Consider the following 26,356-nt stretch of genomic DNA (forward strand, 5'->3'; position numbering starts at 1 on the left):
ACCACTTCCGGCGAATTGTAAACGAATCTTTTACTTCAGAAATATACTTTCTACCTTTGAACTCAACAGCCAGACCAAGCAAAAGAGTATAAAATGTGCTGCACAAATGACGAATACAAACTATATAAGCCATTTTATAAGACAGCTTCGCTTAAGAAAAAGAATCCTGATTCTTTTGCTGGTTTTGGCGGTTTTTATAATACCCTTTATATTTCTTGTTGTAGCCTATAAAGAAACCAATGACCTGGGAAAAGATCTGTTAGGAAAAACAAGATATAATGAAAGGATAGAAGATGCTGTAAAATATACTTTAGCAATGATGGGGCTTCTTACTGTAATGATAGTACCGCTGGCTTTTCTGCTCAACAGGTTTTTTGAAAGCTATGTTCCGGTGCTGAAATCATTGGAAGATGATGATATTAAGAAACTGAAAAAGTACAACGAAAGCCAGGCTCTGATACATAAATATCATGTTTCATTTATTTTCCAGAAAGATACACTGCATATTTTCAAACTGGGAAGGGTAAACAGCATCAAAGGAAACAGTATTATCAGTTATAATCTTGAAAAGACATACGGCCGGGGAGGTCATTACCGTCTCAGGATAAAGACTGCTGACAAAGATTATTTTTATATAATCAATAATAACGACAGACAGGCACTGATGCTGGAACAGGATCTGGCCGTCATTATGAACCAGACAAACAACTATAAAGAATCCGGAATACATTTTCTCCAGAAGAATTTAATACCCTCCGGAAAAAAGATATAGAAACATATTATTCAGGGAAAATAATAACCGATCAGAGAGACGACGATGGAAAAAAAACTTGCTTGTATACGTATTGTCAAGCATTATTTCGGAAAAAAAAATGCCACTGTTTCTCTGATCTTTGTTTCTATTCTTTCTCTTACAGGAATAGTCTCTGTTTTTGCCAACTGGAAAAGCGGACTTTGTGCAGCAGGTGTTGTAGCATTCATTTATTTCTTTCAAAAAATATTCGGATACAAGTATCTTTTACTGGGTATTGCTTCTATACTGGCTGCAATATATTGGCTAGGGCAGGTATTGAACGTAGAGTTTGTATTTTTTGCTCTTACATTAGTATTTCTTCCTTTTATTTTCTTTATAAAACCGTGTTATGACGAATATAAAAAGTCATCTTATTTTGAGGTTTTTTATTTGGATAAAAGAAAGATCAAATGCATGGTAACAATGGAGAACTCCGATTATAAAGGGTATATGCTTGATCCGAAAAGCTATGTGAAAGAATTTCCTTCAGCAAAGATCAAAGCCTTTTCTTTTGCTGAAAAAAGCATGATGATTGCGGTAGGTGACCTTTTGATCCGGCCGAAAGAGCTTTCTCATGAAGATCTTTATCTCATTCAGGAGTATGTATATCAATATTTTCCTGACCTTTTACAGAATGAGGAGGTAATCCGCGAAAATAGCGGAAAAGAAAACCTGTTTTATCTCCACAAACTCATGATCTTTTCTCCTATACTTATTTTGGGAATTGGTATTTATTTTTTAGCAGATAACGGAAAAGACCAGCTGTTAACCTGTATTTTTCTAATATTAATGGTGGTTTTACCTGTAATAATCTATAGTATTTTAAGAAAATTTAAAAAGTAACGGTTACTATATGTACATTTGAATAACCTATGAAAATCATTAAACATCTTCTGATAAGACTGCTGATCACCGCTGTTCCTCTGATCGGGCTGTATTTCTGGGCAGAAATGGCATTCAAAGCAAACAAACAAAAAGAACATCCTACCGATGTAGGAATGGGAGTTGCGTTGATGCTGATCTTTATATTAAGTGCTTTATTCTTTGGATTTATAACAGATTTGATTATAAGGCTGATAAAAAAAGATTACAAAGCAGCACTTACAGATATTCCGTTTCTTCTGGCTTTTATTGTCCCGATTCTTTACTTAAGCTGTTTATGGTCGGGTGGAGACGGTTTTTGTGAATGGCTAACCAATACTATTAACAAAATATGATATTAATTGCGGCAATAGTAATTTGTATAGTAATAGGTGGGCTTACTTACTTTAAACGTTCACCTAAAGCAATACTCATCACCATACTCCTGCTGTTGGGGGCAATGATCTGCTTTTTTTATTGGGCAGCTTCCAAAGAGAAAAAATATGGGATCTGCATTCCTGCTTATTTTAACAATGAAAAAAAAGACAGCCTTGTAATGTCTGATGGCGGAGAAAAACCTTCTGATGCAGAACGCGTTGTCCAGTGGAAAACAAAAGTATCTGTACAATCAGAAAGTTATGACTGGATACAAAAAGAAGAGACCTGGCAGATGTCACTGTGAATGTGAATACCCGTTTTGTGTTTTTTCAGTTCATCTGGTCTGTTTGAGATGCTCAGATGAAGAAGGAGAACCAGTTCTTTCATAACGACTATTATAAAACCCGTTCAGGAAAAATGAAAAAAATAGTATTGTTTGCCATAATTACCGCAGGAATATTCATTTCGAAGGCACAAACATTGACGCCATCCGGCATCTGGTATGATGTAATTCCGGCAAAGATGAATACAGATAGTCTTTTAACAAAAAAAGGATTTACATTGAAATATGGAGGTCCTAAAAAGCAGGGCGGAACTTTATATTGTTATGTCAACAAAAAAGCGGATGAATGGCTGTTTATCCATACCGATAAGAAGGAAGCCACCAGCCAGGTATCTTATCTGCTGCCTTCGTTAAAGAAATACCGGAAAAATCTGACCAGTAAAAAGCTGTTACTGCCAGGAGAAGAAGTAAGCGGAATGGGAAAAACTTTTCAGGAAAACAAAATATACTATCATCTTATCTATACTTTTCAAAAACCAGAAATACCTATTACAAGAGAATAAAACATGAAAATATTTAAATTGATATTGATTTTTGTTATGGTGGCCTTTGTACTTCTGTGCACAGGCACTTATTTCTATCCTGTACAATATGACAGCAATTGTCGTGACGGAAATATATACCGGTACAAAGCGGGAATTTACCAAATGACTACAGGAGTTTCTGGCAAAAAAGAATATAAAAAAATAGGCGGATTATCTATGTTTTTTGGAATTAAACCTATCATCTGTCCTGAAGAAATTGAAAAACAGCATTTTGAAGCAGTTGTAAAATCCATTGATAGCACCAATCAGATTTTAGACTGGAAACTTCAGAATAACGGACTGTGGATCAGTAAAAAAGGGGATTGGGCTATAAAGGAAATTATAGCGATAGGGCCGGAAGGAATGAAGCAGGCTGATCATTATATTAGTCAGATGGGATTTAATGATAATGAACCTCTGAAGGAGATCATTGATTCTGCTACTTTTCAAAAATTAAATACCAGCTTTTATAAAGATAAAAATCATGTTTACAGGTACTATGGAATGGTTTATGGAGGAAGTTTTTCTATTTTTCCGGAAGCGGATCCTGCTACATTTGAAGTATTAAACGAATGCTATGCGAAGGACAAAAGCCACATTTATGAATCACGCCAGGGAATACTGGACAATGTAGATTATAAAACGTTTAGAACTAAAAATACCCTGACAGGTTGTTTCGCAAAAGACCACAACGGATATTTGCAATGGGGAGACCGGATCTCTGAAGAAAATATGAAGGAGGAATATGTACAGAAAGCCATTAAAGAATTGAAATAATTTATTCCTGCAATTTCTAAGTCATGAAAAGAACACTATTTTCAGTTTTATTGTTTACGTTCAGCCAGATGAATGCCCAGACTGTTTATACAGGATCTATCGGCGATTATCCCATTGAAATGGTTATTTATGCAGGAGATGCTGTTTATTCTTATACTGATTTTGATGAACCGATTTCGCTGAATAATGGAACGATCAGCAATGGGAAACTTACTTTTTATGAAAAAGAAACAACCGGGAAAAAGCAGACCAGAGCAATTCTTACATTGGATCGTTTTTCTGAAGGGCAAAATACATTATCAGGGATCTGGAAAAATATCAAAACAAAAAATGAGCTGAAAATTAATTTAACGAAAAAATATGCTATTGAAAACGGTGAAAATATTCAGTGGAAAGGCAGAGAATTGTTACAGCCCGTTTCGGCAGGTAATACCTATTTCAAAGTGGTTGCTACCAAAGAAAAGGACCATTATTATCCCATGATTACATCCGTAAAGATATTTGAAAAGCGCACAGACAAGCTGCTGCAGGAGCTTGATGTTAGCTGTCAGCTCTGGGGATTAAATAATATAAGCATTGATGATTTTAACTTTGACGGGATTGATGATTTTTCTGTCTTTGAATCCAGTTATGCAGGCCCCAATACCTCCAGTATTTACTTTCTGTATAACAAAAAAACTCAGAAATATTACGAAAGCAGCTTCAGTGGAATTTCTTTGGAGTTTGATCCCGTTAAGAAAAGAGTTTATGAAAGAAATCAATGCTGTGCCGGAACTGTAGTCACAACGGTTGAGTATAAAGTTGCCAATAATAGTTTAATTCCGCTTGCTCAACACTGCTACCGCTGGAATGATAAAAAACAGAAGCTTGTGGAAAAGCCAATGAAAGAATGTCAGTAATTATTTTTCAATGAAAACGATTGAAAATCATCGGAATTTAATTCTTTTTTAATCATCAAAAGGCATACCCGGTCCAGCCCAGACTCATTCAGTACATAACAGAATAACTTAATCACTGAAAGTAGAATATAGTAAGAAAAAATAATAAGATTCACTTCTTAAGGAATTTTGAGGGACCTTTTATCCATTCATATAAGGCTTTTTTTGCGAATTGTAAACGGCATCAAGCGGATTGTAAATGAAAGAGGGAAGGGATGAAAATATTATCTACTTTTGAAATAAGAAACAACAGAAGTTCATCAGGAACCGGAATTATTTCTCGGTAGCCGTTTAATGAAACACCTGTTTTTGACTGGTTTAAAAAACCAATGATTAAGTTCTTTGAAATAAATATAAAACGGAAAAAACAAAAAATACTATTGCCCTATGAAGGCCATTGAAGTTTTACGGAACATTCTGATTGTATTTTGGATTTTGTTGCTGGCAGTGAATGTTCTGCTGGTACTTCCAGAATACTGTGCATGCAGAAATATTTCTGAAAACGGAAAAGGAAAAACCATCTGGGGATATACAATAGACTGTATTGGGGATAATGAAGAATTTTCTTTGATTTTCTTTCAATGGATTGGCTGTTGGCTGATCGGAATAATGACCATAATCATTATACTGCATATAATTTATAAAAGGAAGAAAGGACATCTGAAGTTGGAAGAATAATAACCATGAAAACTTTTAGTTTTAAACAGAGCAATAAAGAAAGCGGTACTGTCAATTGCCGCAGTAAACCTGATGTAACAGGCGTGCCGCTTTTTACTTCCCGAAACCCTGATACATTATAAAAAATTAAAAACTATAACCATGAAAACTCATCATTAACAGCCCAATAAAAAAGCTGTTCTGAGTGAATTACCATTTATAAAAAAGAAGAAAGGAATAGACAAGCCTAAAGAATTAGTAACCATGACAACTTTTGTTTTAAACAGCACAAAAACTGCTCTGCCTTTTTACAACAGGACACCTGTTCGTAATTTCCTGCTGTTTTTCTTCTATTTTTATAACTGTTGACGGTAGGGCAGAAAAAACAAACAGCATCGGTACAAAGGGGAAATGCCGGTGTTGTTTTTACTACAGTTAATCTGTTTACAGTATTATATTGTAAACAATAGATAAAGGAAGTGTAGAGTTAAAAACTAATAACCATGAAAACTCTAAATTTTAAACAAATTCATAAAAAGAGCAGCATGGCGCTGAATGTAATATGCTGCTTTTACTTCCTTCTATACTCCCTTTAATTAAAACAATAGGAAAAATACTGTATCTGAAACAATGAGACAGTTTTTCATAGATTACAAGTATTTAATAATGCTTATAATCCCTTTTTATATGATTTTTCTCTCGCAGACCCAGCAGATTGCACTGATGGTTGTGGTTTGTCAGAAATCTGCTCGTCTGTGGGAGAAAGATTAAGAAGTAAAGATCTTTTATGTTAATATTTTTTATTCTTCACGCAGATTTGGCAAAAAAGCGAATATGGTTGTGGTTTCATCAGTAATATGCCGGTCTGCGGAAGAATAAATTTAATCCGATTTTAAATCAAACTATGATACTGCTAATTTTAAATGTTTTCATAGAGAGTCTTAGATTCTTTATGATATAATTTTGTATTCTTTCCGCAGGTCAGACACCCTGTTGTATTATCTGCTGCCCTGCGGAAGAATCTAGCATTATTTCCTGTATTTATATGATCATTCAAATATTTTCAAAGACTTTACTTATTTACTCCAGAAAATTTCATTCTTTAAAGATATCACACATTTTAATGGATCAGGTCCAAAACGTGGGGTAATTATTTCTCCCTACTTTTCAGACCAATCCACTTTAATCCTCAACATATTTATGTCTTGCAGCCTTCATTCCAAAATAAAACATGAGAACAACTGCAAAGCTTAAAAAATAGAAAGAACTTTTCCACGAAACATCCCAGTCATGTAGTTTTCCGAAAACCGGAGGTCCAAATGCAGCAATCAGGTAGCCTACAGACTGAGCCATTCCGGATATTTTCACCGCATTGGCGCTGCTTTTTGTTCTTGTTGAAAAAAACAGGATAGACAAACTGAAAGATAAACCATTAGAAATGCCGATAATTACCGCATTCACATAGATCCATTGTGATTGAAGCCATGCAAACATCATTGTGCTGATCAGCATCAGAACACAGATTAATACAATCAATATTCTCTGATCTTTCATCTTATTGGCAATGATAGGACTGCAGAACGTAATAGGAATCATGGTGATCTGGATTACAAAAAGTACCCAGCCTGTACTGTCTCCCTGCATATGATAATCGCTAAGGAATGAAGGAAGCCACGCCACCATACAATAATAAAATAATGACTGTAATCCCATGAATATACTGATATTCCATGCCTGAGCAGATTTGAACATATTAAAATCTGAATTGCTTAATGCTGCTTTTGTCTGATCCGGATTTTTTTTATTAAAAATAAGCTCCAGGATAAGTACAAATAGTCCCAAACCGGCAATAACCAGCCATATTCCCAGAGAACCACGCCATCCGAATCCCGTCCATTCACCAATTTTCACACTGAACCCTGAAGCCAGGGCCGCCGTAAGATTCATTGCTACAGCAAAAATACCGGTCATTAAACCAATTTGCTTTGGAAAATTATTCTTAACATACCCCGGTGTTACCACATTTCCGATACAAATTCCCAGTCCGATAAACACAGAGCCCAGAAATAACATCCAGACAGATCCTGTAATGCGCAGAAACAGCCCGAAACTCAAAATAATCAGTGAATACATCAAAAAACGGCTGATACTGAATTGGTGCGAAAAACGGCTCACCAATACAGAACACGTAGCAAACATAAATAAGGGAATAGAAGTAAGAAGGCTTACCTGGAAATTATCCAGCTTCATTGCATCCCGTATATCACCCAGTACCGGAGCTACCGAAATGATAGGAGACCTGAGGTTGCTGGAAACCAATATGACAACAAGTACATTAATGATCATCAGGGCGTAAGACGCATTCTTTCTTGTTTCACTTTTCATGATGGAAATATTTAATGCAAAATTACTTCAGTATTTTTGTTTAATTTTGCCAAAGTTTTAACCTGAAACGACATGAATTCTCATAACAGTATAGACATTGATGAATTGAAAAAAACGTATTTTGTGTGGTTTGAAGAAGACTGGAAACATGATGATATTCTTCATTCTCATCAGAAAGGGCAGCTCGTCTATGTAGAAAGCGGTTTCCAATATATTACGATTGAAGGGAAAATATATTTGCTTCCACAGAATCACGCGGTATGGATTCCTCCCGGTGCTGTTCACAAGACCAATTCGCATTCTGAGAAAATAAAACTGATGATTATGTTTGCCAATGCTGAACCGGGAAGAACTTTTGACCAGGAAATCAATGTTTTCTCCGTTCCTCCGGTTTTAAAGGGAATGATTAAGTATGCTGAAAAATGGTCAAAAAATCAATCAATTGATCCTAATGAACAGATTTTTCTCAAAGCACTTTTCAATGAACTTCCTCATTTTGTAGAACATGCTATAAAGCTTCATATTGGCCTTCCGCAGGATAAGCGTCTCACAAAAGCCATCAATTATCTCCACAGCCATTACCGGGAAGATATAAGAATAGAAGATCTTAGTGAGATTTCCCTGCTTTCTCTGCGTACTCTGGAACGCATCTTTAAAAAAGAAACAGGCAGTACTCTGAACAAATACCAACAAATCCTCCGGATTATTAAAAGTATGGAGCTGTTGAGCTCAGGAAGCCTTACCATTTCTGAAATTGCTTACGAAACAGGATATAAAAGCGTACAGTCTTTTACAAGAAGCTTTTTGTCTGTAATGCAGTTCCGGCCTTCTGATTTTATAAAAAATATGAAATAAGACCTTTTTTAAAACAAAAAAAATCTCCGGAGATTTTCGGAGATTTTATAATTATAATTAATTTTTTTAGAACTTAAATAAGCATTCACAAACGCTCATTTTTCCTTCAACTACAGTGCTCCAGGCGCCTGTCCAGGTTCCGCCGTAGGAAGCACATATCGCAGGACAAACTTCTTTAGCATCTTCATTGCTCCAGATAGGTCCTGCAAGAACATTCATTTTATACTCAGTGCTTCCGGATGGCTCTGTATCGTATTCAACTTCGATAACACTCATCGCACCTTCAACAATAGTGCTCCATTGTCCGGTAAATTTTCCTAAATGAGCCGCAGCAATACGGCCTCCTAGTTTCTGGGCTTCGTCGTTGCTCCAAAGCGGACCTGCAACGATGTTGATTTTAAATTTTGACATGATGTAAAGTTTTTGGGGTTATTTAACATTACAAAGTTGTCACTTTAAAGAGAGATATACTACCGTAGAAAATACCAAATAATAGACTAGGTATTTTCACCTAAAGGAGAAAAAATAAGAAATCAGCCCCGAAAATAGAATTTCAGAATCCTAAAAAGGCATTTTCATTTAAATATTGAATAAATGATTATAGTTAAATAAACAAAAAAGGTCCCCGTAAAAGGGAGACCTTAAAAAAACACAAATGATGAAAAAAAATTATTTCGATCCACAAATATAAGCAAAAATTACATTATGCAAAACATTGTTTTGATATAATATTTTAAAAAATATTCATTCTAGATAAAAATAATGATTCACTAATCAATTCCTGTTATCATTTGCTTATTTACAAAATATTGGTGCCAGCAGAAAATCCTAAAGAAATAACCAAATTATGCAGATAGCTGAACAGAAAATGAAGGTATTGTGATTCTGCTCATAAAAAGCTACCCTTTATTTTCGTTAATTTATTCTGCCAAACCACAAAAATATGAAACCAAAATTAATTAAAGGAGTCCCGCAACAACATTCAGGTGGATTTCATGATACAGAAAGCCGGAAGCAGTATGAAGAAGCTCTTCTACCATTAAAGTTTGAAATGCTGAAAAAGAGATTTTTTTCAGTAAACAGATGGAAAAGCTATTGCGGTGAAGGCTTTGCTGATTTTAGGCTCCATGACTCGTCAGGAAAAGAAGTTGACCGAGATCCACAGAAAGGAGATTATATGAGGATTAACATTCCAGGACCTGGAGAAAGGGAGGCCAAAGGGTATGATTGGGTAGAAGTTACAGAGATCTGCTATTACCAGGATAATACATCAGAAAGAATACAGATAACCTGCCGGCCCTCCGGAGATCCCCAAATAAAAAATAAAGGCCACATTGCTCATTTTTACAGTGCCGGAGCGACCTCCACATTTATGATATCCAGAACTCCAGGCCATTTGAAAGCTGCAGTATATGGAAGAAATGAAACCCCTAATTTTAAAGCTAAGTTTATCGATGTGATCCGCAATCTAATGGTCGCAGCAGGAGGTATAATGGGAGTTTCAAAAATCCAGTGGAAACAGCTTGCTGATGGCTTTTTGGATTTTGACTGATATCGGAATATCTTTTTTTGACTTAAATCAAAGTTCCGGAACCGCCTTCTGCTTATTTTCGCCGCTTAAAAAATAAGCTATGGCAGAACTAGAAAAAATTATATGGATATCCATTATCTTAATCGTCATTATTTCGGTAAAAAACAGAATTAAACTGACGCTTCCTGTTCTGCTTGTATTGGCAGGACTTATACTCAGTCTTACAGGGCTGGTTCCCTCCATTGAAATGAGCCCGGAAATGATCTTTTATGTGGTATTGCCCCCAATTCTGTTTGATGCGGCCTGGAATACCTCAGTTCCGGATTTTAAAAAAGAATTTTCAAAAATATCTGTTCTGGCTGTAGGATTGGTATTTCTTACCACCACAATAATTGCTTTTGCCGTGCACAGCATGATTCCGGGATTTAGCTGGCCGCTCGCATTTATTCTCGGTGCTGTTGTTTCTCCTCCTGATGCAGTTGCCGCTACCAGTATCACAAAAAATCTTCCCATCCCTCAGAAACTGGTCACCATCCTTGAAGGAGAAAGCCTGCTGAATGATGCTTCAGCACTTATTGCCTATAAATGTGCCGTTGCAGCGGTTACCAGTGGAGTTTTCTCTTTCTGGGATGCAGGAACTCAGTTTATAACAGCAAGTCTGGGAGGGATCATAGCCGGACTGCTTCCCGGTTTCCTCTTTCTGAAACTTCACAGATATTTTAACGACCAGAGTAATGCGGAAACATTTGCTGTTCTGCTGTTGCCTTTTGCCGTATATAGCATGGCAGAACATTTACACTGCTTAGGAGTGCTGGCTGTTGTCACCCTTGGAATGTTTCTTTCTTGGAATTCATTTTTCATCTTCAGTGCAGGCAGCAGGATACAGATGGGGAATTTCTGGGAGGTGATCATTTTTGTATTGAATGGGTTGGTATTTCTTATCCTTGGAATGCAGCTGCCTGAGATAATAGCAGATATTCCGGTTTCCGGGCTGCCGGTTCTCATAGTATATGGATTTCTGATATTCATTATCCTCGTCGTCATCAGACTCTTTATTTTAGCTGTATTTCCCGTTTTTTCCGATAAGATTCCGGAAAATCGACACCGTTTTATGAACCAGACCAAAAAAGAATATCTTATTTTATCATGGTCGGGAATGAGGGGAGTGGTTTCGTTGGCAGCTGCATTAGCCCTGCCTTTTCATCATAGCATCACAATTGAACAGAGAAGTACACTCCTGTTCATCACTTTTGTTGTGATTCTTTTTACACTTTTGATACAGGGGCTTACCCTTCCGAAGCTCATCAGAATGATAAAACCTGTAGCACAGAACGTACAGAATGAAGAAATACTGAACAGACAGCTTCTCGAAAAATCAATCTTATTTCTGAGGAATTTTAAAAGCGAAAGTGCTGCTACACAGCATGCCCTGACAAAAATGACAGAAAAGCTGGAAAAAGAAGAAAAAAACATCCTTAACACTGAAAAAGATTCGGCCTCTACCGGAGATCAGGCTTTCCTTAAAAAAGTGTATTATGATCTGGAACTTCAGCTTGCCGGCCACCAGAGAAAAGAATTGATCAAAAGCTATCATACCGGCGAATTTTCCCTTGAAGTGATCCGTAAAAAAGAATGGGAACTGGATTTCTGGACGGCTACAATCCACCATGAAATGGAAACTCTGAGCAATAGTAGCATTTCTTCCGTTCAATGATTTTTTCTTTTTTGACTTAAGTCAAAGTTTTGCATTACCGCTTACAAGACATTTGCATCCGAATATTTTTATATACAAATTTATGAGTACAACATTAGAAAAAGGACAGACCCTCAGCTTCTATCAGGCCGCCGCACCCATCATTATATCGGTGTTCGGGGTTTACCTTACCATTGGAACAGCATTAGGTGTGCTGCCGGAGTTTGTTCAGAAGAATCTGGGCTTTGACAGTATTATGATAGGTCTTGTTATCGGGCTGCAGTCATTGTCAACTCTTTTAACACGGGCTTATTCCGGAAAGATCACAGATACAAAAGGAGCCAAGAACAGCAAAATGACAGGGGTAATCCTGGCTGTTATCGCTGGAATCGCTTATGTGCTGGCTGTATCATTTCAGAAAAATCCGGCATTGGCACTTTCGTTTCTGCTGCTGGCAAGAATTATTCATGGGGTAGGTGAAAGCTTTCTGGTTACTGGCGCTTTAACTTGGGGAATAGGTTTGGCAGGACCCTCCAATTCAGGAAAAGTAATGACATGGAACGGAATTGCCATGTACGCCGGGATTGCTATCGGGGCTCCGTTGGGTATCTGGATCAGTAAAGGATATGGCGATTTCCCAGCATTTATGCTTATTATTCTGCTACCTTTTGTAAGCTGGATCGCGACCATGAAATTACCTTCAATCCCAGTGGATAAAGATCACGTGAGAACCCCTTTCTATAAAGTTATCGGAGCTATTTCCGGGCAGGGGATCAGTCTGGCGTTTTCTTCCATGGCATTTGGATGTATCGCTTCTTTTATTGCTTTATTCTTCACAGAAAGGAACTGGGGTGATGCTTCTCTGGCTTTCATGACTTTTGGAGCCTGTTATGTTCTTACCCGGATCTTTTTTGCTTCTTTTCCAGATAAATACGGGGGCTTTAGAATTGCATTCATTTCTCTTATCATCGAGGTAATCGGACAGCTTCTGATCTGGACATCCGCTTCCAGAACAGGTGCAGTTATCGGATGTGGATTAACGGGAGTAGGATTTTCACTGGTTTTTCCGGCATTGGGAGTATTGGCCATTCAAAAAGTAAAACCACAGATGAGAGGAACAGCTTTGGGTGCTTATGTAGCTTTTGTAGATCTTTCACTGGGGCTTGCCGGTCCCGTTGCAGGGATTGTTGCCACTGGATTTAGTTATCAGACCGTGTATTTGTTTGGGGGAGTCAGCTGTGTTCTTTCTTTAATCATCCTCATGTTGAATAAAAAATAAAACAGATATGCCCCCAAATTCTATAAAAACAGAAAAAATACGTTCTAAGTTTACTGTTAAAGGTAAAAAATTCCTGACCCCTCATTTTATCCGCGTGGCTTTTGAAATTGATGATCAGCAGGAAGAATTGCTGACTTATGTAAAATCGGGCTCCAATAATAAACTTTTTATTCCCGCAAAATCATTAATATCATCAGACGAAAAGCGAATCAAAGCTGATTGGGAGTTTATCACAAGAACTTATACCAATCGTAAAATTGATCTGGAAAACAGAGAGCTGTTGATTGATTTTGTCGCTCACGGAGACAACGGACCGGCCTCAGCATGGGCTTTAACAGCTGTTCCCGGTGAAACACTTGAAGTAGGAATGAAGCAAAGTTCCAGGCCGTTGGTTCCAGATGCCGATTTCTATCTGTTCATAGGTGATGCAACAGCCCTTCCGGTGATCTGTGCCATTGTAGAAGAACTTCCGTCTTACGTTACGGCAAAAGTACTGTTGGAAGTATACGGAAAAGAAGATGAAATGATCCTGTGTTCTGCCGCGGATGTATCTGTACACTGGCTGCATAATGCAGAACCTGAAAAAGGGAGCATACTTGCAGATACAGCCAGAAATATTGACCTTCCCGGAGGAATACTGAAAAAATACATCTACGCCGCCGCAGAATATTCCACAATAAAAGCGATTAAAGACTATTTCAAAACAGAATTGAACTGGGATCCTTATGGATTATACACCTGTTCATATTGGAAATCCGGACAGTCTGAAGAGGAAGGGAAACCGTAAGAAAACGAGGAAATACAGCCATTTATTGCTACATTTGCTGATAACTGATTCACATCAATGGAAGAACTGTTAAGCTCATATATTAAAAGCAAAATATCGGTGACGGATGAAGAAATGAATACCATTCTTTCTTATTTTAAACCTATCAGACTGAAAAAGAATGAACTTCTTCTTACCAACGGGCAGACCAGCCAGCGGACTTTTTTCGTGGTAAAAGGCTGTCTCAGGATATTTTTCATCAATGAAGAAGGGCAGGACTCTACCCGGTATTTTGCTTTTGAAAACTGGTTCAGGATGCGCTTGAAAAATACCGCCAGCTGCTGGATGAGAATCCGGTTATTGTACGCAGGTTATCCAATAAAATGGTGGCTTCCTATCTCAATATTTCCCAGGAGACCTTAAGCAGGCTGAAATCCAAGCTTTAAGTTTCTTTTGGCCAGAATCCATGTTTTAGAACAACACGGTTTTCCGATTTTGTAATTCTTAAATATTCAGATCATGAACAAATTAGATATTTTCATGGGAATTGTCCTGCTGAAAACTAAAATTGCAGCCCATACCTATCATTTAAAAATACAAAGTTCAGACTTTTTACAGCAGGGAAATACGGCTGAATTTTTCTTTTCCAATCCTTATTATGATCCGCAAAGTAAAGTTCATCAATATCCTTTCTGGAATTACGAACCCGTTTACCACACCGCTGATTTTGCTGTCCACACCTTCTCAGAAGAAACCTCCCAATGGATAAAAGCCGTTCAGGAAGGAGATACTGTATTTTTCAGACAAATATCAGACGCATCTGAAGCTGACGAAACAGGGGAACATTATTTCCTGATTGGCGATGTGACTTCATTATCCCGGTTATATGAGATCAACAGGACGTTATCCGTAAGTAAAACGGTCAGCAGCCTGATCTATGCGGAACAGGATGAAGAGCTCTTCCCCGACCTGGATCACAGTTTTCCCTTGAATTTTTTCATTTCAAAGCCTGTTAAACCAGAAAAGGTTATTGAGCATATCCGGTATCATTTCCCGGAAAATGCAAAAAATACCATCGCTTATATTTTAGGGAATGCATCAGTTACAGAAGTTGTTTCCAGGTACATCAGAAAAGATCCCTCGTTCAGAATTTTGAAAATATATTGATTACGGTTCAGGATAATAACTTTAGATATAGACAGGTTTTGAAATTAGAAAATAGAAGTTAGGAGTCTGTTTGAATTCACTGTTGTTGGGTTTGCGCAAGGACGCTATTTTTTACCAGCTTTATGAGTATAAAAGGCGCAAAGATTTTATCTCCGATAAAATTTAATACTGCACGACTTGCCGAAAATCTTGGATTTTCTTTCGCCTTAAAAACGTTAGCATAATCAAAAACTTTGCACCCTTGCGTTTTCCAACCCAGAGACTGCCATCCTTTCAGCTTTCTTAGCCCGAACCTAATTTATTCTGGACTGAATCATAAAGAGAAAATTCTCAAAAAATTAATGTTAGACATTCTTTCCGGAAAAATTTAAGCCTTATATTTGCAGAACAATGTTAAAATGGTTTTCCATAGTATGCTCAATGATGTATGTGTTTGCTACCACTAATGCGGCGGAAGTACTCAAAGTACCTGTCTTCGTAGAGCACCTTATGGAATATGAAGGAAATTTTGCTGAATTTGTCATGGAGCACTATGACAATCACAAAAAAGATTCCGACTGGGATACAGACCAGAAACTGCCATTTATTAACCCTCCGGTTGTATTAATGGTACAAGCCCAGCTTCCGGAACTCAACTTTCAGATCGAAAAACCTAAGGAAATCATTATTTCCCAGAAAAAAACATCTTATCAGGAAAAAGACTTTCCCAGTCTTTATCTTTCCAGAATTTTCCAGCCTCCGCGGCAGTCTTAATGGTCCTTTATATTAAAAATTAATGCTTAAGCTTTAAGCAGTCAATTCTTATTATCCATTAATTAATCCGTTGTACATAAAAGTACTTTTTCCGCTTTAAACACTGAAAATGGTGTGGAATAACTTGTCCTTGTAAAGGAATATTACATACCATGTTTGTTCTTCAAAACTAAAGCATTTACAATTTTAGCTGAAACAAAAGTCTGAAAAGGGCTTTATAAAGTACACCGGATAATCAATCCAAATTTTTCATGTTAAATAAAATTATTGAGTTTTCTGTAAAGAATAAACTCATCATTGCTCTTTTTACCATCGGGCTTATCCTTTTTGGGGTTTATGAAACTACGAAGCTTCCTATCGATGCTCAGCCGGATATCACCAACAACCAGGTACAGGTCATTACCACAGCCCCGTCTTACGGAGCTGCAGATATTGAAAGGCTGGTAACATTTCCTATCGAACAGGCTACAAGCAATATCAGCGGAATTACCGAGCTGCGAAGTTTTTCACGTTTCGGACTGTCTCTGGTAACTGTAGTTTTTGATGATAATACAGATGTTTACTGGGCACGCCAGCAGGTACAGGAACGTCTTCAGCTTGTTCAGGAAAATATTCCGGAAGGGATTGGAAAACCGGAACTGGGACCTATCTCAACAGGTCTTGGTGAAATTTTCCAGTATGTTGTACGGGCTAAAAAAGGTTACGAACATGTATATGATGAAACAGAACTCAGAACCATTCAGGACTGGGTAATCAGACGTCAGCTTTTAGGAACAAAAGGAGTGGCAGATGTCAGCAGCTTTGGAGGAAAACTGAAACAGTATGAGATTGCTATCAATCCTAATAAACTTCAGGCCTTCAATATTAATATTAATGATGTATTTGCAGCGCTGGAAAAGAATAACCAGAATACGGGTGGCGCTTATATTGAGAAAAAAGAAACTGTACTTTTTATCCGTAGTGAAGGACTTTTAGGGAGTAAGGAAGATATCGGAAATATTCAGGTGGCAGATACGAAAGAAGGAATTCCGGTACACATTAAAGACGTAGCATCCGTAAAAATCGGATTTGCAACCCGGTATGGTGCGATGACCTACAATGACACAGGAGAAGTTTCCGGAGCAATTGTCCTGATGCTGAAAGGTGAAAATGCCAATGAAGTGATCGGGAATATTAAGCAGAGGCTTGAAAAGATTCAGGAGTCACTTCCCGAAGGAGTAGTAATAGAACCTTTCCTTGACCGTGCAAAAATGGTAAACAATACCATCAGTACTGTAAAAACAAACTTAATGGAAGGGGCCTTGATCGTTGTTTTCATTCTCGTTCTGTTTTTAGGAAACTTCAGGGCAGGACTGTTGGTAGCGTCGGTGATCCCTTTATCCATGCTTTTTGCCATTATTATGATGAATATTTTCGGAGTAGGAGGCAACCTGATGAGCCTCGGTGCTCTTGACTTCGGACTCATCGTGGACGGGGCCGTCATCATTGTGGAATCTGTACTTCACCAGCTCGCGCATAAAAAACATTTCGGAAAAGATAATATTCTCAGCAAAAAAGAAATGGATGCCCAGGTTTCCGGTTCTGCTGCGAAAATGGTGAACAGTGCTGTTTTCGGACAGATTATCATCCTGATTGTATATCTTCCGATCTTTACATTACAGGGAATTGAAGGCAAAATGTTCAAACCTATGGCACAGACTGTTGCATTTGCCCTGGTTGGTGCGTTTCTTCTTTCATTAACGTATATTCCGATGATGAGCTCCCTGGTACTGAGCAGAAAGAAAAAAGTAAAAGATAATATTTCAGATAAGGTAATGGCCAAAGCAGAGGCTGGTCATCAGAAACTCCTGATCAAAGCCCTTAAATATAAAAAATCAATCATTTTTGGGGTATTGGTTCTTTTTGCGGGTGCTGTTGTTACACTTTCCAGGATGGGAGGAGAATTTATTCCGTCATTAGAAGAAGGTGATTTTGCCGTTGAAATGAGGATTCTTCAGGGCAGTAATATCAATGAAACCAAAAAAATAACTACGCAGGCCGCCGGAATTTTATTAAAGGAATTTCCCGAAATAGAAAAAGTAGTTACCAAGATCGGAAGTGCCGAGATTCCTACAGAACCAATGCCAATGGACGCCGGAGATATGATCATTGTTTTAAAGCCTAAAAAAGACTGGACCTCTGCAAAATCTTTCCCAGAGCTTTCTGAAAAAATGAGTAAATCCCTTCAGGTTATTCCGGGGCTTACTACAGGATTTCAATTCCCCGTACAGATGCGTTTTAATGAGCTGATGACCGGAGCACGCCAGGACGTGGTATGCAAAATCTACGGTGAAGACCTGGACAGTCTTGCGGTTTATGCGAAAAAGCTGGGAAGTATTATCAATACGGTAAAAGGAGCTCAGGATCTTTATCTGGAACCTGTTGTAGGAGCCCCACAGGTCGTTATTGATTATAACCGGGCAGAACTTTCCCGTTACAATATTTCTGTGGCAGAAATCAACAGGGTGATCAATATGGCTTTTGCAGGGCAGACAGCCGGAGCCTTGTATGAAGGAGAAAGGAAGTTTGATATCGTCGTGCGTATGGATAATGAGCATAAGAAAGATATTTCAAGCATTCAGAATCTTTTGGTTCCTACGCCTTCCGGTGAACAGATTCCTTTGTCTCAACTGGCCAGAGTGGAACTGAAAAACAGCCCTAATCAGATCCAGAGAGAAGATACCAAGAGAAGAATTGTGGTAGGATTCAATGTACGCGGAAGAGATGTTCAGAGCATTGTGGAAGAGCTTCAGCAGAAAGCAGATAAAAGTCTTAAACTCTCATCAGGATACACGATCTCTTATGGTGGTGCTTTTGAAAATCTGAATGAGGCCAAAGCAAGACTGGGAATTGCTGTTCCGATTTCCCTGGTTATGATTTTCCTGCTGCTGTTCTTTGCGTTCGGTTCGGTAAAACACAGTCTTCTGATTTATACAGCTATTCCATTATCGGCGATTGGCGGAGTTTATTTTCTTGCTTTAAGAGGAATGCCGTTCAGCATCAGTGCCGGAGTTGGATTTATCGCACTTTTCGGGGTTGCTGTACTTAACGGAATCGTTTTAATATCAGAATTCAACCGCTTAAAAAACAATGGAATACAGAATACAAGCAGAATTGTACTGATGGGAACGAGAATTAGGTTGCGTCCGGTTCTGATGACCGCTTTTGTAGCTTCCCTGGGGTTTCTTCCGATGGCATTAAGCAATGGGGCAGGTGCAGAAGTACAACGGCCATTGGCAACCGTAGTGATCGGTGGTCTTATGCTGGCGACACTCCTTACCTTATTTGTCCTGCCTATTCTTTACGTCCTGTTTGAACATATTAATAAAAGTAAAATGAAATTTTCAAAAAAAGTAAACTATAAAAAGCTGTCTGTATTCGCCTTACTTCTTTCATTTGGGGGAGTCAGTGCTCAGGAGACCATTACTTTTGAGCAGGCTCTGGAAAAGGCCTATCAGCAGAACGGAACTTTAAAGAGTTCAAAATTAATGTCTGATTATCAGGAAAAGCTGAAAGCCAGTTACCTTGATATTCCACAGCTTGAACTTTCCGGAGCTGTAGGACAGATTCAGGGGCAGGAAACTGATAACTCGTTTACCATATCACAGAGGTTCAGCTTTCCGACCGTGTATTCAAAAAGAAAACAGCTTTTGAATGCGGAATGGAATGCCAGTATAATCAATCAGAAACTTACAAAAAATCAGCTTACAAAAGAAGTTTCTGATGTATTTTACAGGATTTTAACTCTTCAGGAAAAAAAGAAAGTCCTGGAATACATCAGCGGTCTGTATAATCAATTTTCAGAAAAAGCAAGTCTGAGACTGAAGAAGGGAGAAGCCAATATCCTGGAAGAATCAACAGCTGTCTTACAGAAAGAACAGGCCGGAATACAGCTGAATTCCCTTGAAAACGATCTGAATATCGCCAAACTACAGCTTCAGTTACTCCTTCAGTCCGAAATACCTTATCAGCCGGTAGCAGATAAAGTGCTGATGGGTGTAAATCTTCAGCTTTCCGATGACCAGGTAAAGCAGCATCCTGAACTGCAATATCTTCAACAACAGATTAAAGCCGGTGAAGCTGAAGTTCAGCTGGAAAAGAGCAGACTTTTGCCCGAACTTATGATTGGATATACCAACCAAAGCATGAAAAACATCAATAACAGCCGTTTTAATTCTGTTCAGGTGGGTGTGGGAATTCCTGTATTTACTAAAGGTCAGCGGGCCCTGACTAAGGCTGCCGAAGCTAAAATCGTTGTTACCGAAAATCAGTATCAGCGTAAAGAAATTGAGCTTAAAAACAGGCTTTCACAGCAGATCAGTAATTATATGAACCTGGAAAAGATCATTGAAAACTATGAACAGAAACAGCTTCCTAAATCCGAAACGATTCTGAATGCTGCGCGGAAGCAGATGGAGGTCGGGGAAATCGATTATCTGGATTGGGTAATTTTAGTCAACCAGGCTGTTAAAATCAAAGCAGATTATATCGACCAGCTGGAAAAGCTGAACCAAACCGGAGCGGAACTTAATTTCTTAATTTCAAAATAACAGCGGAATGCATTTCAAAAAAATATCAATATATAGTCTTTGTCTAACCTTAGTTTTATCTTCATGCTCCGGGAAAAAGGAAGAAGAAAAAACTGTTTACGAGAACAAAAAATTTGCCCAAGGCAATGAAAATACGGTTCATCTTTCGGAAAAACAGCTTCAGTCCGTAGGATTGACTACCACTTCCATCCAGAACAGAAATATGGAAAAATTGGTAAGGCTGAATGGAAAGGCAGAAATTGCTCCGTCACATATCAGCTCGGTTTCCAGTATTATGGGCGGACATATCAAATCGATTAATGTGATCAGTGGAAGCCGTTTCAGTAAAGGACAGGTTCTTGCGGTAGTGGAAGACCCTCAGTTTATACAGCTTCAGCAGGACTATCTGGTCACCAGAGCCCAGCTGGAATCGGCAAGACTGAATTTAAATCGCCAGAAGGATCTTAATACAAGCAAAGCCAGCAGCGATAAAACCTTACAGACGGCTCAGGCAGATTATTCCACGCTTAATGCAGCCTTAAAAGGGCTGGAGGAAAAGCTTAGAATTATCGGGATCAGTGCCAAAGGGCTTAATTCCGGAAATATCAGAAGCAGAATTAATGTGTATGCCCCTTTCAGTGGTTTTGTAAGCAAAATCCTGGTGAATAACGGACAATATGTAAATCCTTCCGATACTTTATTTGAACTGATTAATCCAGCGGGACTATTACTGGAATTAAAGGTATTTGAAAATGATGTGAATGATATCAAAACAGGGCAGGAGATCCTGGTATACAGCAACCAGAATCCTGAATTGAAATCCAATGCCAAAATCATAAGCGTTGTTCCGAATATCGAAAACGGAGGCTCTGCTACGGCTATAGCTCAATTATCGACCGCCAATTCCGAGTTTGTAAAAGGAATGTACATTAATGCTGAAGTGGTGATCAGCAGCCGTTATACGGAAGGATTACCCAATGAATCTGTGGTGTCTTTTGAGAATAAAAACTATGTTTTCGAAGACCTTGGTAAGTCACAGTATAAAATGATTCCTGTAACTGTCGGAATTTCAGATGATCAGTTTACAGAAATCTTAAAAGCGGAACATCTGAAGAATAAAAAAATAGTACAGAAAGGAGCCTACGGCCTGCTGATGATGCTTAAAAACAAAGCAGAGTAAAGGTACTTCATCTATTTCTTATACTTATAAAGCAAAAGAGAAACAGTTTCAGGCTGTCTTTTTTGCTTTTTTTGTTTATACTTTTATGATGCTCATTTATTTCTTGTTATCATTTTTTTACTGATGCTCCTTTTAAAAGAAATTCCAGTACTTTTTCTGTATAGTCAAACCTTTTTTGAAGATAAAAGATATTGCTGTCTTTGTTCTGGACTGTACTCAGCCCATTCTTTTCAGCAACTATGGTGATCGCGTTATGGATCTGGTCTTCAAAGGGAATGATCAGGTTTTTTCTGAGGGTCGTAATTTCTCCGTTAGATCCAAACCTTAAGCTGGTTGTATTTTTAATGCTTTTTTCAAGTTCCTCTATTTCTTTTTCTCTTATCTTCAGCTGATTACCGACCAATAAAACCTTTTCGCTATCAAAATTTGATTTTTTCATTTCGTACTCTGACTGTAAACGCTGAAGTTCCAGCTCCCATGTTTTAATCTGGGCATTTAATCTTGCTTCTGCTTCTTTATACTGAGGCATTTTCTCCAAAATGTACTGAATATCTACATAACCGGTTTTCTGTGCGCTGCTGAAACTGAAAAATAAGAATACTAAAAATGTGAAGAGTGTTTTCAGGTTTTTCATGGTATAATGAGTATTAAAGGTTATTAATGATCTAAAGAACGACAGATGGGGTTAATTATTATCTCATTATGTCCTTTGTTCCTTATAGCCCATAGGATTGAAAACCAGCAAATCTGCTAACTTCTCGACTTTCATATGAGAAATAAAGAGTGTTCCCGATACATTTATCCGGGATCCGTTGCCAAAACAATGATATTTCGCAGGTTTTTAATTTTAAAAATAGTATTCTATGCATAACTCATGTTAAAGCATTATATTTAAGGAGTGAATTAGTTTAAAAAGGATTTTAGTGTATTATTAATGAAGAACTTTTATTAAAAAATATGACAAAAAAACCTTTACACAATTTCCATATTCCGGTAATGGGGCTTGCCTATACGATAGACAGCCCGATTCGTGTTGCGCAATATGGAATTTCTTCCGTGATCTCTATTATTGATGATGAGATCCTAGAAAAAATGAAAGATTTTTATAACAAAAAATTTAATCTCAATTATCTGGGAATCTCCACGAAAATGGAAGATTACAGAGCCAAGAGAATTACGGACTATCTGGATATGGTAGATGATATCGTGAATGAAAAATTTGAATCATTCAAACAGGAAATCAGCAGAAATAGAGAAGCATTAAAAAACTTCATCTCAATTCTTCCCAATAGTTCAGATTTGAAAGCCGGGCTTCAGAATCTTATCAGCCAGAAAGATCATTTTGGTTGTGGGATCAGAAATTTTATTGAAACCAATTTAATGCCCGGAAGTATAGATGTCAATATCATGACGAAAGTGGATAAGGACAATTATAAAAATGGCGAACAGCTTCCGGTGATCTACAATGACGCCCATGCTTCATTGCGGGGATTTGCCAACAGTAAGCTGTCTTCTTCCGTAGTTTTATCTGCCGGGATGAATCCTCGCCTTTACAGTTATCTTGAAGAATTTGAAGACTTCTTTCCTGATCAGAACGGAGTGATAAAAAAGAAAATAATCCTTAAAGTCAGTGATTTCCGTTCAGCCATGATTCAGGGTAATTTTCTGGCCAAAAAAGGGCTCTGGGTTTCAGAGTACAGAATAGAGTCGGGGCTGAATTGCGGAGGACACGCATTTGCCACGGATGGACTTCTGCTTGGACCTATTATGGAAGAATTTAAGCAGAAAAAGAACGACCTGATCCAGTCTGCTCATTCTTTAATGACTGCGGCACTGGAACAGAAAGGAAAATATGCCGTTTCTCAGCCGTTAGAAATGAAAATTACCGTTCAGGGCGGAGTGGGTACCTCAGAAGAACATGACTTTCTTCTTGAAAACTATCATGTGGACAGCGTAGGATGGGGCTCACCATTCCTACTGGTTCCGGAAGCAACTTCTGTAGATCCTGAAACCAGAAAACTTCTTTTAGAAGCTAAAGAACAGGATTATTACACGAGCAATATGTCTCCTTTAGGAGTTCCTTTCAATACCATACGGGGAACATCCAATGAAGCAGTAAAACATCAGAAAGAAAAAGCTGGAAGATACGGAAGCTCATGTCCCAAAAAGCTGCTGGCATTAAGCAAAGAGTTCTCATCAGAAGGGATCTGTACTGCTTCAAAAAAGTATCAGGATATCAAATTACAAGAACTACAGACTGAACAGGAAACACTATCTGCTGAAGATTTTAACAAAAGAAAAGCACAGATTACCGATAAAGCCTGCCTGTGTGTAGGGCTGGTAAATTCAGCTTATATGGAACAGAATATCCGGATAAAAGGAGAAAAACAGGGTGTGGTAATATGCCCCGGACCGAACCTTGCTTTCTTTGATAAGGAAGTTTCCCTGTCAGAAATGGTACAGCATATCTATGGAAATGCCAATATCCTTCCTGATAAACAACGTCCCAATATGTTTATCAACGAACTTAAAATGTATGTGGCCTATTTAAAGAAAGAAATCGAAAATTCTTCTGTAACGATGACCAATGCACAGACTAAAAAATGGAATGCATTCAAAAAGAATATGCTGGAGGGGATAGAGTATTATAGCGATCTTTTTAAAAAAACGTCTTTCTTTAAAAACACATTGGATACTATAAATCTGCAATTGCAGCAACATAAACTGGAACTTACAGCCATTGAGATTCCTCAGGTTGAAAAGTAACAGGTCTTTTTAATTGATAGATAAAAACAGCTTTCGGAAGAAGGCTGTTTTTCATTAGAACTATGAATATTGTAATCTGCAAAATCTGAGATTTTTTTTATGCTCACAGATTTTTGTTGGAGTTACGCAAAGTCGCTATTTTTTAATCAGCTTCATGGTATAAGACGCAAGGATTTTATCTCCGATAAAACAATCTATAACTTACTGAAAATCTTCGATGTTCCAGCACTTTAAAGCAGCGTAATGGTTAAAACCCTTGTGTCATTGCATTTTCCAACTAATCAGAATATTCTTTCAAAAGCTGTCTGTAGCTCATCAGGATAGACGATTTTGAAATAAACCCTATAAATCCGTTGTCTTCACTTACCACGGGAAGATTCCACATCCCTGTATCATCAAATATTTGAAGGATTTCCAGAGGCTTATCCTCTCGATGCAGTACGGCTGGCGGAGTTTTCATGATCTGGGCTACGGTCAGAGAATGGTCTGCTTCAAAGTTAAAAAGATACGGCCGGATATCATCAAGGGTAAGAATGCCCTTTAGTTTTCCTTCCTGATCTACCGCTGCAAAGATATTTTTATTCCCGTTTTTCACCCGTTCAAAGAGTTCGGAAACAGAAGCTGTTTCCTGGATGGTTTCGGGATATTTATCGATAAAATCTTCTGTTCTTAGTGCAAAAAGTATATTTTTATCATGTTTATTGGTGAAAATTTTCCCTTGGTCAGCTAGTGATTTCAATTCCGGAGAAATAGGAGAGAACCATTTTGCAATCAGGTAAGACATCACCGAAACAATCATCAGCGGGATAAAGAGATCATATCCGAAACTGGATTCTGCAATCAGGAAAATAGCGGTAAGAGGAGCATAAAGGACTCCGCTCATGGCACCAGCCATCCCCACAAGAACAAGATTTGTAACCGGGACTTCCGTGAAACCGAGATGCTGGCATATCAATGCAAATAAATAACCAACTGTTCCTCCGGCAAAAAGAGAAGGTGCAAAATTACCTCCGTTTCCTCCGCTGAATATAGTAAAAGAAGTAGCAAAAGCCTTTAATAGGCATACCAGAACAAGAAAAATAATCACAGTCCAGTCTCCGATTTCAAAATATCTGAAAAAACTGTTTCTAATTACAGCCTGAATTTCACCTCCTGTAAAAGCTTTTACAGTTTCATATCCCTCTCCGAATAATGGAGGAAAAAGAACACAAAGAAGGGAGAGTACGGCCCCTCCAAACATAGCCTTACGTATTCTTGAAAGCTTAAGCCTGCTGATAAAATGCTCTACTTTTTGAGAAATAAAAACAAAATAACGGGCATAAAGTCCTGTTACCACTCCCAAGATGAGATAGTAGGGAACATTTTTATAGTTAAAGGCTTCTCTGGTATAAAACCTGAAAAGCACATCTTCCTGTAGCAATATTCTGGATAAAAGACTTCCGCAGACCGCAGCAACCACTAAAGGAATAAAATCTGTGAAAACCACTCCTGTAAGAAGAATTTCAAAAGCAAACATGATTCCGGCAATTGGTGCATTAAAGGCAGAAGCAATACCGGCAGTGGCTCCGGCAGCCAGCAAAAGGGTACGTTCTTTATAGCTCAGTCTGTAGGTCTGGGCATAATTGGACCCAATAGCTGCCCCGGTTACCGCAATCGGACTTTCTAACCCCGCAGATCCTCCAAGCCCTACCGTTACGGCACTCTGAATTACCTGGGAATACATTTTTACAGAAGCTACAATGCTTGAATTCTGTGCTATCTCATACAAAATAGCTCCGATTCCTTTCCGGTCCTGACCTTTAAACAAAGTAAGAACAATCAATGTAGTGAGAACAATTCCCAAAAAAGGAAAAACAATATAAAATAAAATCTGATATTCGAAATGAACCTTATGGGTAATAAAATAATGGATATTGTGCACCAGCGTCTTCAGGATTACCCCCGCAAGACCGGCAGTACAGCCTACAAGGATCCCGGAAAGCACCAGAAACTGATTCCTGCTGAGTCTGTTGTTCAGCCAATGGAGAATAAGTTCATAACTACGGGCTTTTTCCAGTCCGTAATTCTGAAAATCTCTTTTAAATTTTAGAAAGCTTAGGTATTTTTTTTTGTTGTGAATCTTCACCTGAGAATAGTTTTAAC

The 26,356-nt window shown here is 38.1% G+C and carries 22 protein-coding genes and 1 pseudogene; 19 read left to right on the plus strand and 4 right to left on the minus strand.

Annotated features, from left to right (window positions below):
- The first annotated feature begins 106 nt into the window (after positions 1–106).
- The 8 genes from FW768_RS03040 to FW768_RS03075 all read left to right on the plus strand — a co-directional run bounded on the left by FW768_RS03040 (position 107) and on the right by FW768_RS03075 (position 5,292).
- Positions 107–772 carry a hypothetical protein gene (locus FW768_RS03040; protein WP_185151927.1) on the plus strand — a complete coding sequence of 222 codons (666 nt, stop codon included), beginning with the start codon at positions 107–109 and terminating at the stop codon, positions 770–772.
- A gap of 45 nt (positions 773–817) precedes the next feature.
- Entirely contained in the window at positions 818–1,636 is an 819-nt protein-coding gene (locus tag FW768_RS03045; protein ID WP_153392264.1) for a hypothetical protein, read from the plus strand.
- A gap of 29 nt (positions 1,637–1,665) precedes the next feature.
- A complete protein-coding gene (locus FW768_RS03050) occupies positions 1,666–2,010 on the plus strand; it encodes a hypothetical protein (RefSeq protein WP_153392266.1) in 345 nt (114 codons plus the stop codon).
- Complete coding sequence (locus tag FW768_RS03055) at positions 2,007–2,336, plus strand: hypothetical protein (protein WP_153392268.1); 330 nt, start codon at positions 2,007–2,009, stop codon at positions 2,334–2,336. Before FW768_RS03050 ends, FW768_RS03055 begins: the two co-directional genes overlap by 4 nt.
- Positions 2,337–2,449: 113 nt before the next feature.
- Positions 2,450–2,878 carry a hypothetical protein gene (locus tag FW768_RS03060; protein ID WP_153392270.1) on the plus strand — a complete coding sequence of 143 codons (429 nt, stop codon included), beginning with the start codon at positions 2,450–2,452 and terminating at the stop codon, positions 2,876–2,878.
- A gap of 3 nt (positions 2,879–2,881) precedes the next feature.
- The gene (locus FW768_RS03065) at positions 2,882–3,676 is read left to right on the plus strand and encodes a DKNYY domain-containing protein (protein WP_153392272.1); all 795 of its coding nucleotides are present in this window, start codon (positions 2,882–2,884) and stop codon (positions 3,674–3,676) included.
- A gap of 23 nt (positions 3,677–3,699) precedes the next feature.
- Positions 3,700–4,575, plus strand: coding sequence for an XAC2610-related protein (locus FW768_RS03070; protein WP_153392274.1), 876 nt, complete (start codon positions 3,700–3,702; stop codon positions 4,573–4,575).
- A 426-nt stretch (positions 4,576–5,001) separates the two neighbouring features.
- Complete coding sequence (locus tag FW768_RS03075; RefSeq protein ID WP_153392275.1) at positions 5,002–5,292, plus strand: hypothetical protein; 291 nt, start codon at positions 5,002–5,004, stop codon at positions 5,290–5,292.
- Between the two features lie 1,161 nt (positions 5,293–6,453).
- Here the strand turns inward: FW768_RS03075 and FW768_RS03080 are convergent.
- The gene (locus tag FW768_RS03080) at positions 6,454–7,656 is read right to left on the minus strand and encodes a CynX/NimT family MFS transporter (protein WP_153392277.1); all 1,203 of its coding nucleotides are present in this window, start codon (positions 7,654–7,656) and stop codon (positions 6,454–6,456) included.
- A gap of 72 nt (positions 7,657–7,728) precedes the next feature.
- Here FW768_RS03080 and FW768_RS03085 point away from each other — a divergent pair, with 72 nt between their 5' ends.
- Positions 7,729–8,511 (plus strand): helix-turn-helix domain-containing protein, encoded by a 783-nt coding sequence (locus FW768_RS03085; RefSeq protein WP_153392279.1) that lies wholly within the window; start codon positions 7,729–7,731, stop codon positions 8,509–8,511.
- A 66-nt stretch (positions 8,512–8,577) separates the two neighbouring features.
- On the opposite strand, the gene FW768_RS03090 is transcribed toward FW768_RS03085, so the two are convergent.
- On the minus strand, positions 8,578–8,922 hold the full coding sequence (locus FW768_RS03090; protein ID WP_153392281.1) for a mannan-binding lectin: 345 nt from the start codon (positions 8,920–8,922) through the stop codon (positions 8,578–8,580).
- Between the two features lie 532 nt (positions 8,923–9,454).
- Between FW768_RS03090 and FW768_RS03095 the strand changes: the two genes are divergently transcribed.
- From FW768_RS03095 to FW768_RS03135, 9 genes and pseudogenes are all read left to right on the plus strand, one after another.
- Positions 9,455–10,063, plus strand: coding sequence for a hypothetical protein (locus FW768_RS03095; RefSeq protein WP_153392283.1), 609 nt, complete (start codon positions 9,455–9,457; stop codon positions 10,061–10,063).
- Positions 10,064–10,142: 79 nt separating this feature from the next.
- Positions 10,143–11,756, plus strand: a complete 1,614-nt coding sequence (locus tag FW768_RS03100) for a Na+/H+ antiporter (protein ID WP_153392285.1) — start codon at positions 10,143–10,145, stop codon at positions 11,754–11,756.
- 82 nt (positions 11,757–11,838) lie between these two features.
- Positions 11,839–13,014 carry an MFS transporter gene (locus FW768_RS03105; protein ID WP_153392287.1) on the plus strand — a complete coding sequence of 392 codons (1,176 nt, stop codon included), beginning with the start codon at positions 11,839–11,841 and terminating at the stop codon, positions 13,012–13,014.
- 7 nt (positions 13,015–13,021) lie between these two features.
- Positions 13,022–13,801, plus strand: coding sequence for a siderophore-interacting protein (locus FW768_RS03110; RefSeq protein WP_153392289.1), 780 nt, complete (start codon positions 13,022–13,024; stop codon positions 13,799–13,801).
- Positions 13,802–13,858: 57 nt separating this feature from the next.
- Positions 13,859–14,226: pseudogene (locus tag FW768_RS03115) on the plus strand (hypothetical protein).
- Positions 14,227–14,299: 73 nt separating this feature from the next.
- Positions 14,300–14,947, plus strand: a complete 648-nt coding sequence (locus FW768_RS03120; protein WP_153392291.1) for a ferredoxin reductase domain-containing protein — start codon at positions 14,300–14,302, stop codon at positions 14,945–14,947.
- A gap of 390 nt (positions 14,948–15,337) precedes the next feature.
- Positions 15,338–15,700 (plus strand): hypothetical protein, encoded by a 363-nt coding sequence (locus tag FW768_RS03125; RefSeq protein WP_153392293.1) that lies wholly within the window; start codon positions 15,338–15,340, stop codon positions 15,698–15,700.
- A gap of 251 nt (positions 15,701–15,951) precedes the next feature.
- Positions 15,952–20,289 (plus strand): CusA/CzcA family heavy metal efflux RND transporter, encoded by a 4,338-nt coding sequence (locus FW768_RS03130; protein WP_153392295.1) that lies wholly within the window; start codon positions 15,952–15,954, stop codon positions 20,287–20,289.
- Positions 20,290–20,296: 7 nt separating this feature from the next.
- On the plus strand, positions 20,297–21,448 hold the full coding sequence (locus FW768_RS03135; RefSeq protein ID WP_153392297.1) for an efflux RND transporter periplasmic adaptor subunit: 1,152 nt from the start codon (positions 20,297–20,299) through the stop codon (positions 21,446–21,448).
- A 109-nt stretch (positions 21,449–21,557) separates the two neighbouring features.
- Here FW768_RS03135 and FW768_RS03140 read toward each other — a convergent pair whose 3' ends face one another.
- Complete coding sequence (locus FW768_RS03140) at positions 21,558–22,082, minus strand: OmpH family outer membrane protein (RefSeq protein ID WP_153392299.1); 525 nt, start codon at positions 22,080–22,082, stop codon at positions 21,558–21,560.
- Between the two features lie 323 nt (positions 22,083–22,405).
- On the opposite strand from FW768_RS03140, the gene FW768_RS03145 reads away from it, so the two are divergent.
- Positions 22,406–24,214: a hypothetical protein gene (locus FW768_RS03145; RefSeq protein ID WP_153392301.1), complete on the plus strand. Its 1,809-nt coding sequence runs from the start codon at positions 22,406–22,408 to the stop codon at positions 24,212–24,214.
- 277 nt (positions 24,215–24,491) lie between these two features.
- Here FW768_RS03145 and FW768_RS03150 read toward each other — a convergent pair whose 3' ends face one another.
- Complete coding sequence (locus tag FW768_RS03150) at positions 24,492–26,339, minus strand: chloride channel protein (RefSeq protein ID WP_153392303.1); 1,848 nt, start codon at positions 26,337–26,339, stop codon at positions 24,492–24,494.
- Between the last annotated feature and the right edge of the window lie 17 nt (positions 26,340–26,356).

It is taken from the genome of Chryseobacterium vaccae, assembly GCF_009602705.1.
GTDB classification, from domain to species: Bacteria; Bacteroidota; Bacteroidia; order Flavobacteriales; family Weeksellaceae; genus Chryseobacterium; species Chryseobacterium vaccae.

Coding starts and splice junctions, on each gene's coding strand:
- FW768_RS03140 (WP_153392299.1), bottom strand. CDS start 22,082: ATGAAAAACCTGAAAACACTCTTCACATTTTTAGTATTCTTATTTTTC.
- FW768_RS03105 (WP_153392287.1), top strand. CDS start 11,839: ATGAGTACAACATTAGAAAAAGGACAGACCCTCAGCTTCTATCAGGCC.
- FW768_RS03145 (WP_153392301.1), top strand. CDS start 22,406: ATGACAAAAAAACCTTTACACAATTTCCATATTCCGGTAATGGGGCTT.
- FW768_RS03040 (WP_185151927.1), top strand. CDS start 107: ATGACGAATACAAACTATATAAGCCATTTTATAAGACAGCTTCGCTTA.
- FW768_RS03090 (WP_153392281.1), bottom strand. CDS start 8,922: ATGTCAAAATTTAAAATCAACATCGTTGCAGGTCCGCTTTGGAGCAAC.
- FW768_RS03065 (WP_153392272.1), top strand. CDS start 2,882: ATGAAAATATTTAAATTGATATTGATTTTTGTTATGGTGGCCTTTGTA.
- FW768_RS03100 (WP_153392285.1), top strand. CDS start 10,143: ATGGCAGAACTAGAAAAAATTATATGGATATCCATTATCTTAATCGTC.
- FW768_RS03045 (WP_153392264.1), top strand. CDS start 818: ATGGAAAAAAAACTTGCTTGTATACGTATTGTCAAGCATTATTTCGGA.
- FW768_RS03120 (WP_153392291.1), top strand. CDS start 14,300: ATGAACAAATTAGATATTTTCATGGGAATTGTCCTGCTGAAAACTAAA.
- FW768_RS03110 (WP_153392289.1), top strand. CDS start 13,022: ATGCCCCCAAATTCTATAAAAACAGAAAAAATACGTTCTAAGTTTACT.
- FW768_RS03125 (WP_153392293.1), top strand. CDS start 15,338: ATGTTAAAATGGTTTTCCATAGTATGCTCAATGATGTATGTGTTTGCT.
- FW768_RS03095 (WP_153392283.1), top strand. CDS start 9,455: ATGAAACCAAAATTAATTAAAGGAGTCCCGCAACAACATTCAGGTGGA.
- FW768_RS03080 (WP_153392277.1), bottom strand. CDS start 7,656: ATGAAAAGTGAAACAAGAAAGAATGCGTCTTACGCCCTGATGATCATT.
- FW768_RS03070 (WP_153392274.1), top strand. CDS start 3,700: ATGAAAAGAACACTATTTTCAGTTTTATTGTTTACGTTCAGCCAGATG.
- FW768_RS03075 (WP_153392275.1), top strand. CDS start 5,002: ATGAAGGCCATTGAAGTTTTACGGAACATTCTGATTGTATTTTGGATT.
- FW768_RS03135 (WP_153392297.1), top strand. CDS start 20,297: ATGCATTTCAAAAAAATATCAATATATAGTCTTTGTCTAACCTTAGTT.
- FW768_RS03130 (WP_153392295.1), top strand. CDS start 15,952: ATGTTAAATAAAATTATTGAGTTTTCTGTAAAGAATAAACTCATCATT.
- FW768_RS03060 (WP_153392270.1), top strand. CDS start 2,450: ATGAAAAAAATAGTATTGTTTGCCATAATTACCGCAGGAATATTCATT.
- FW768_RS03050 (WP_153392266.1), top strand. CDS start 1,666: ATGAAAATCATTAAACATCTTCTGATAAGACTGCTGATCACCGCTGTT.
- FW768_RS03085 (WP_153392279.1), top strand. CDS start 7,729: ATGAATTCTCATAACAGTATAGACATTGATGAATTGAAAAAAACGTAT.
- FW768_RS03055 (WP_153392268.1), top strand. CDS start 2,007: ATGATATTAATTGCGGCAATAGTAATTTGTATAGTAATAGGTGGGCTT.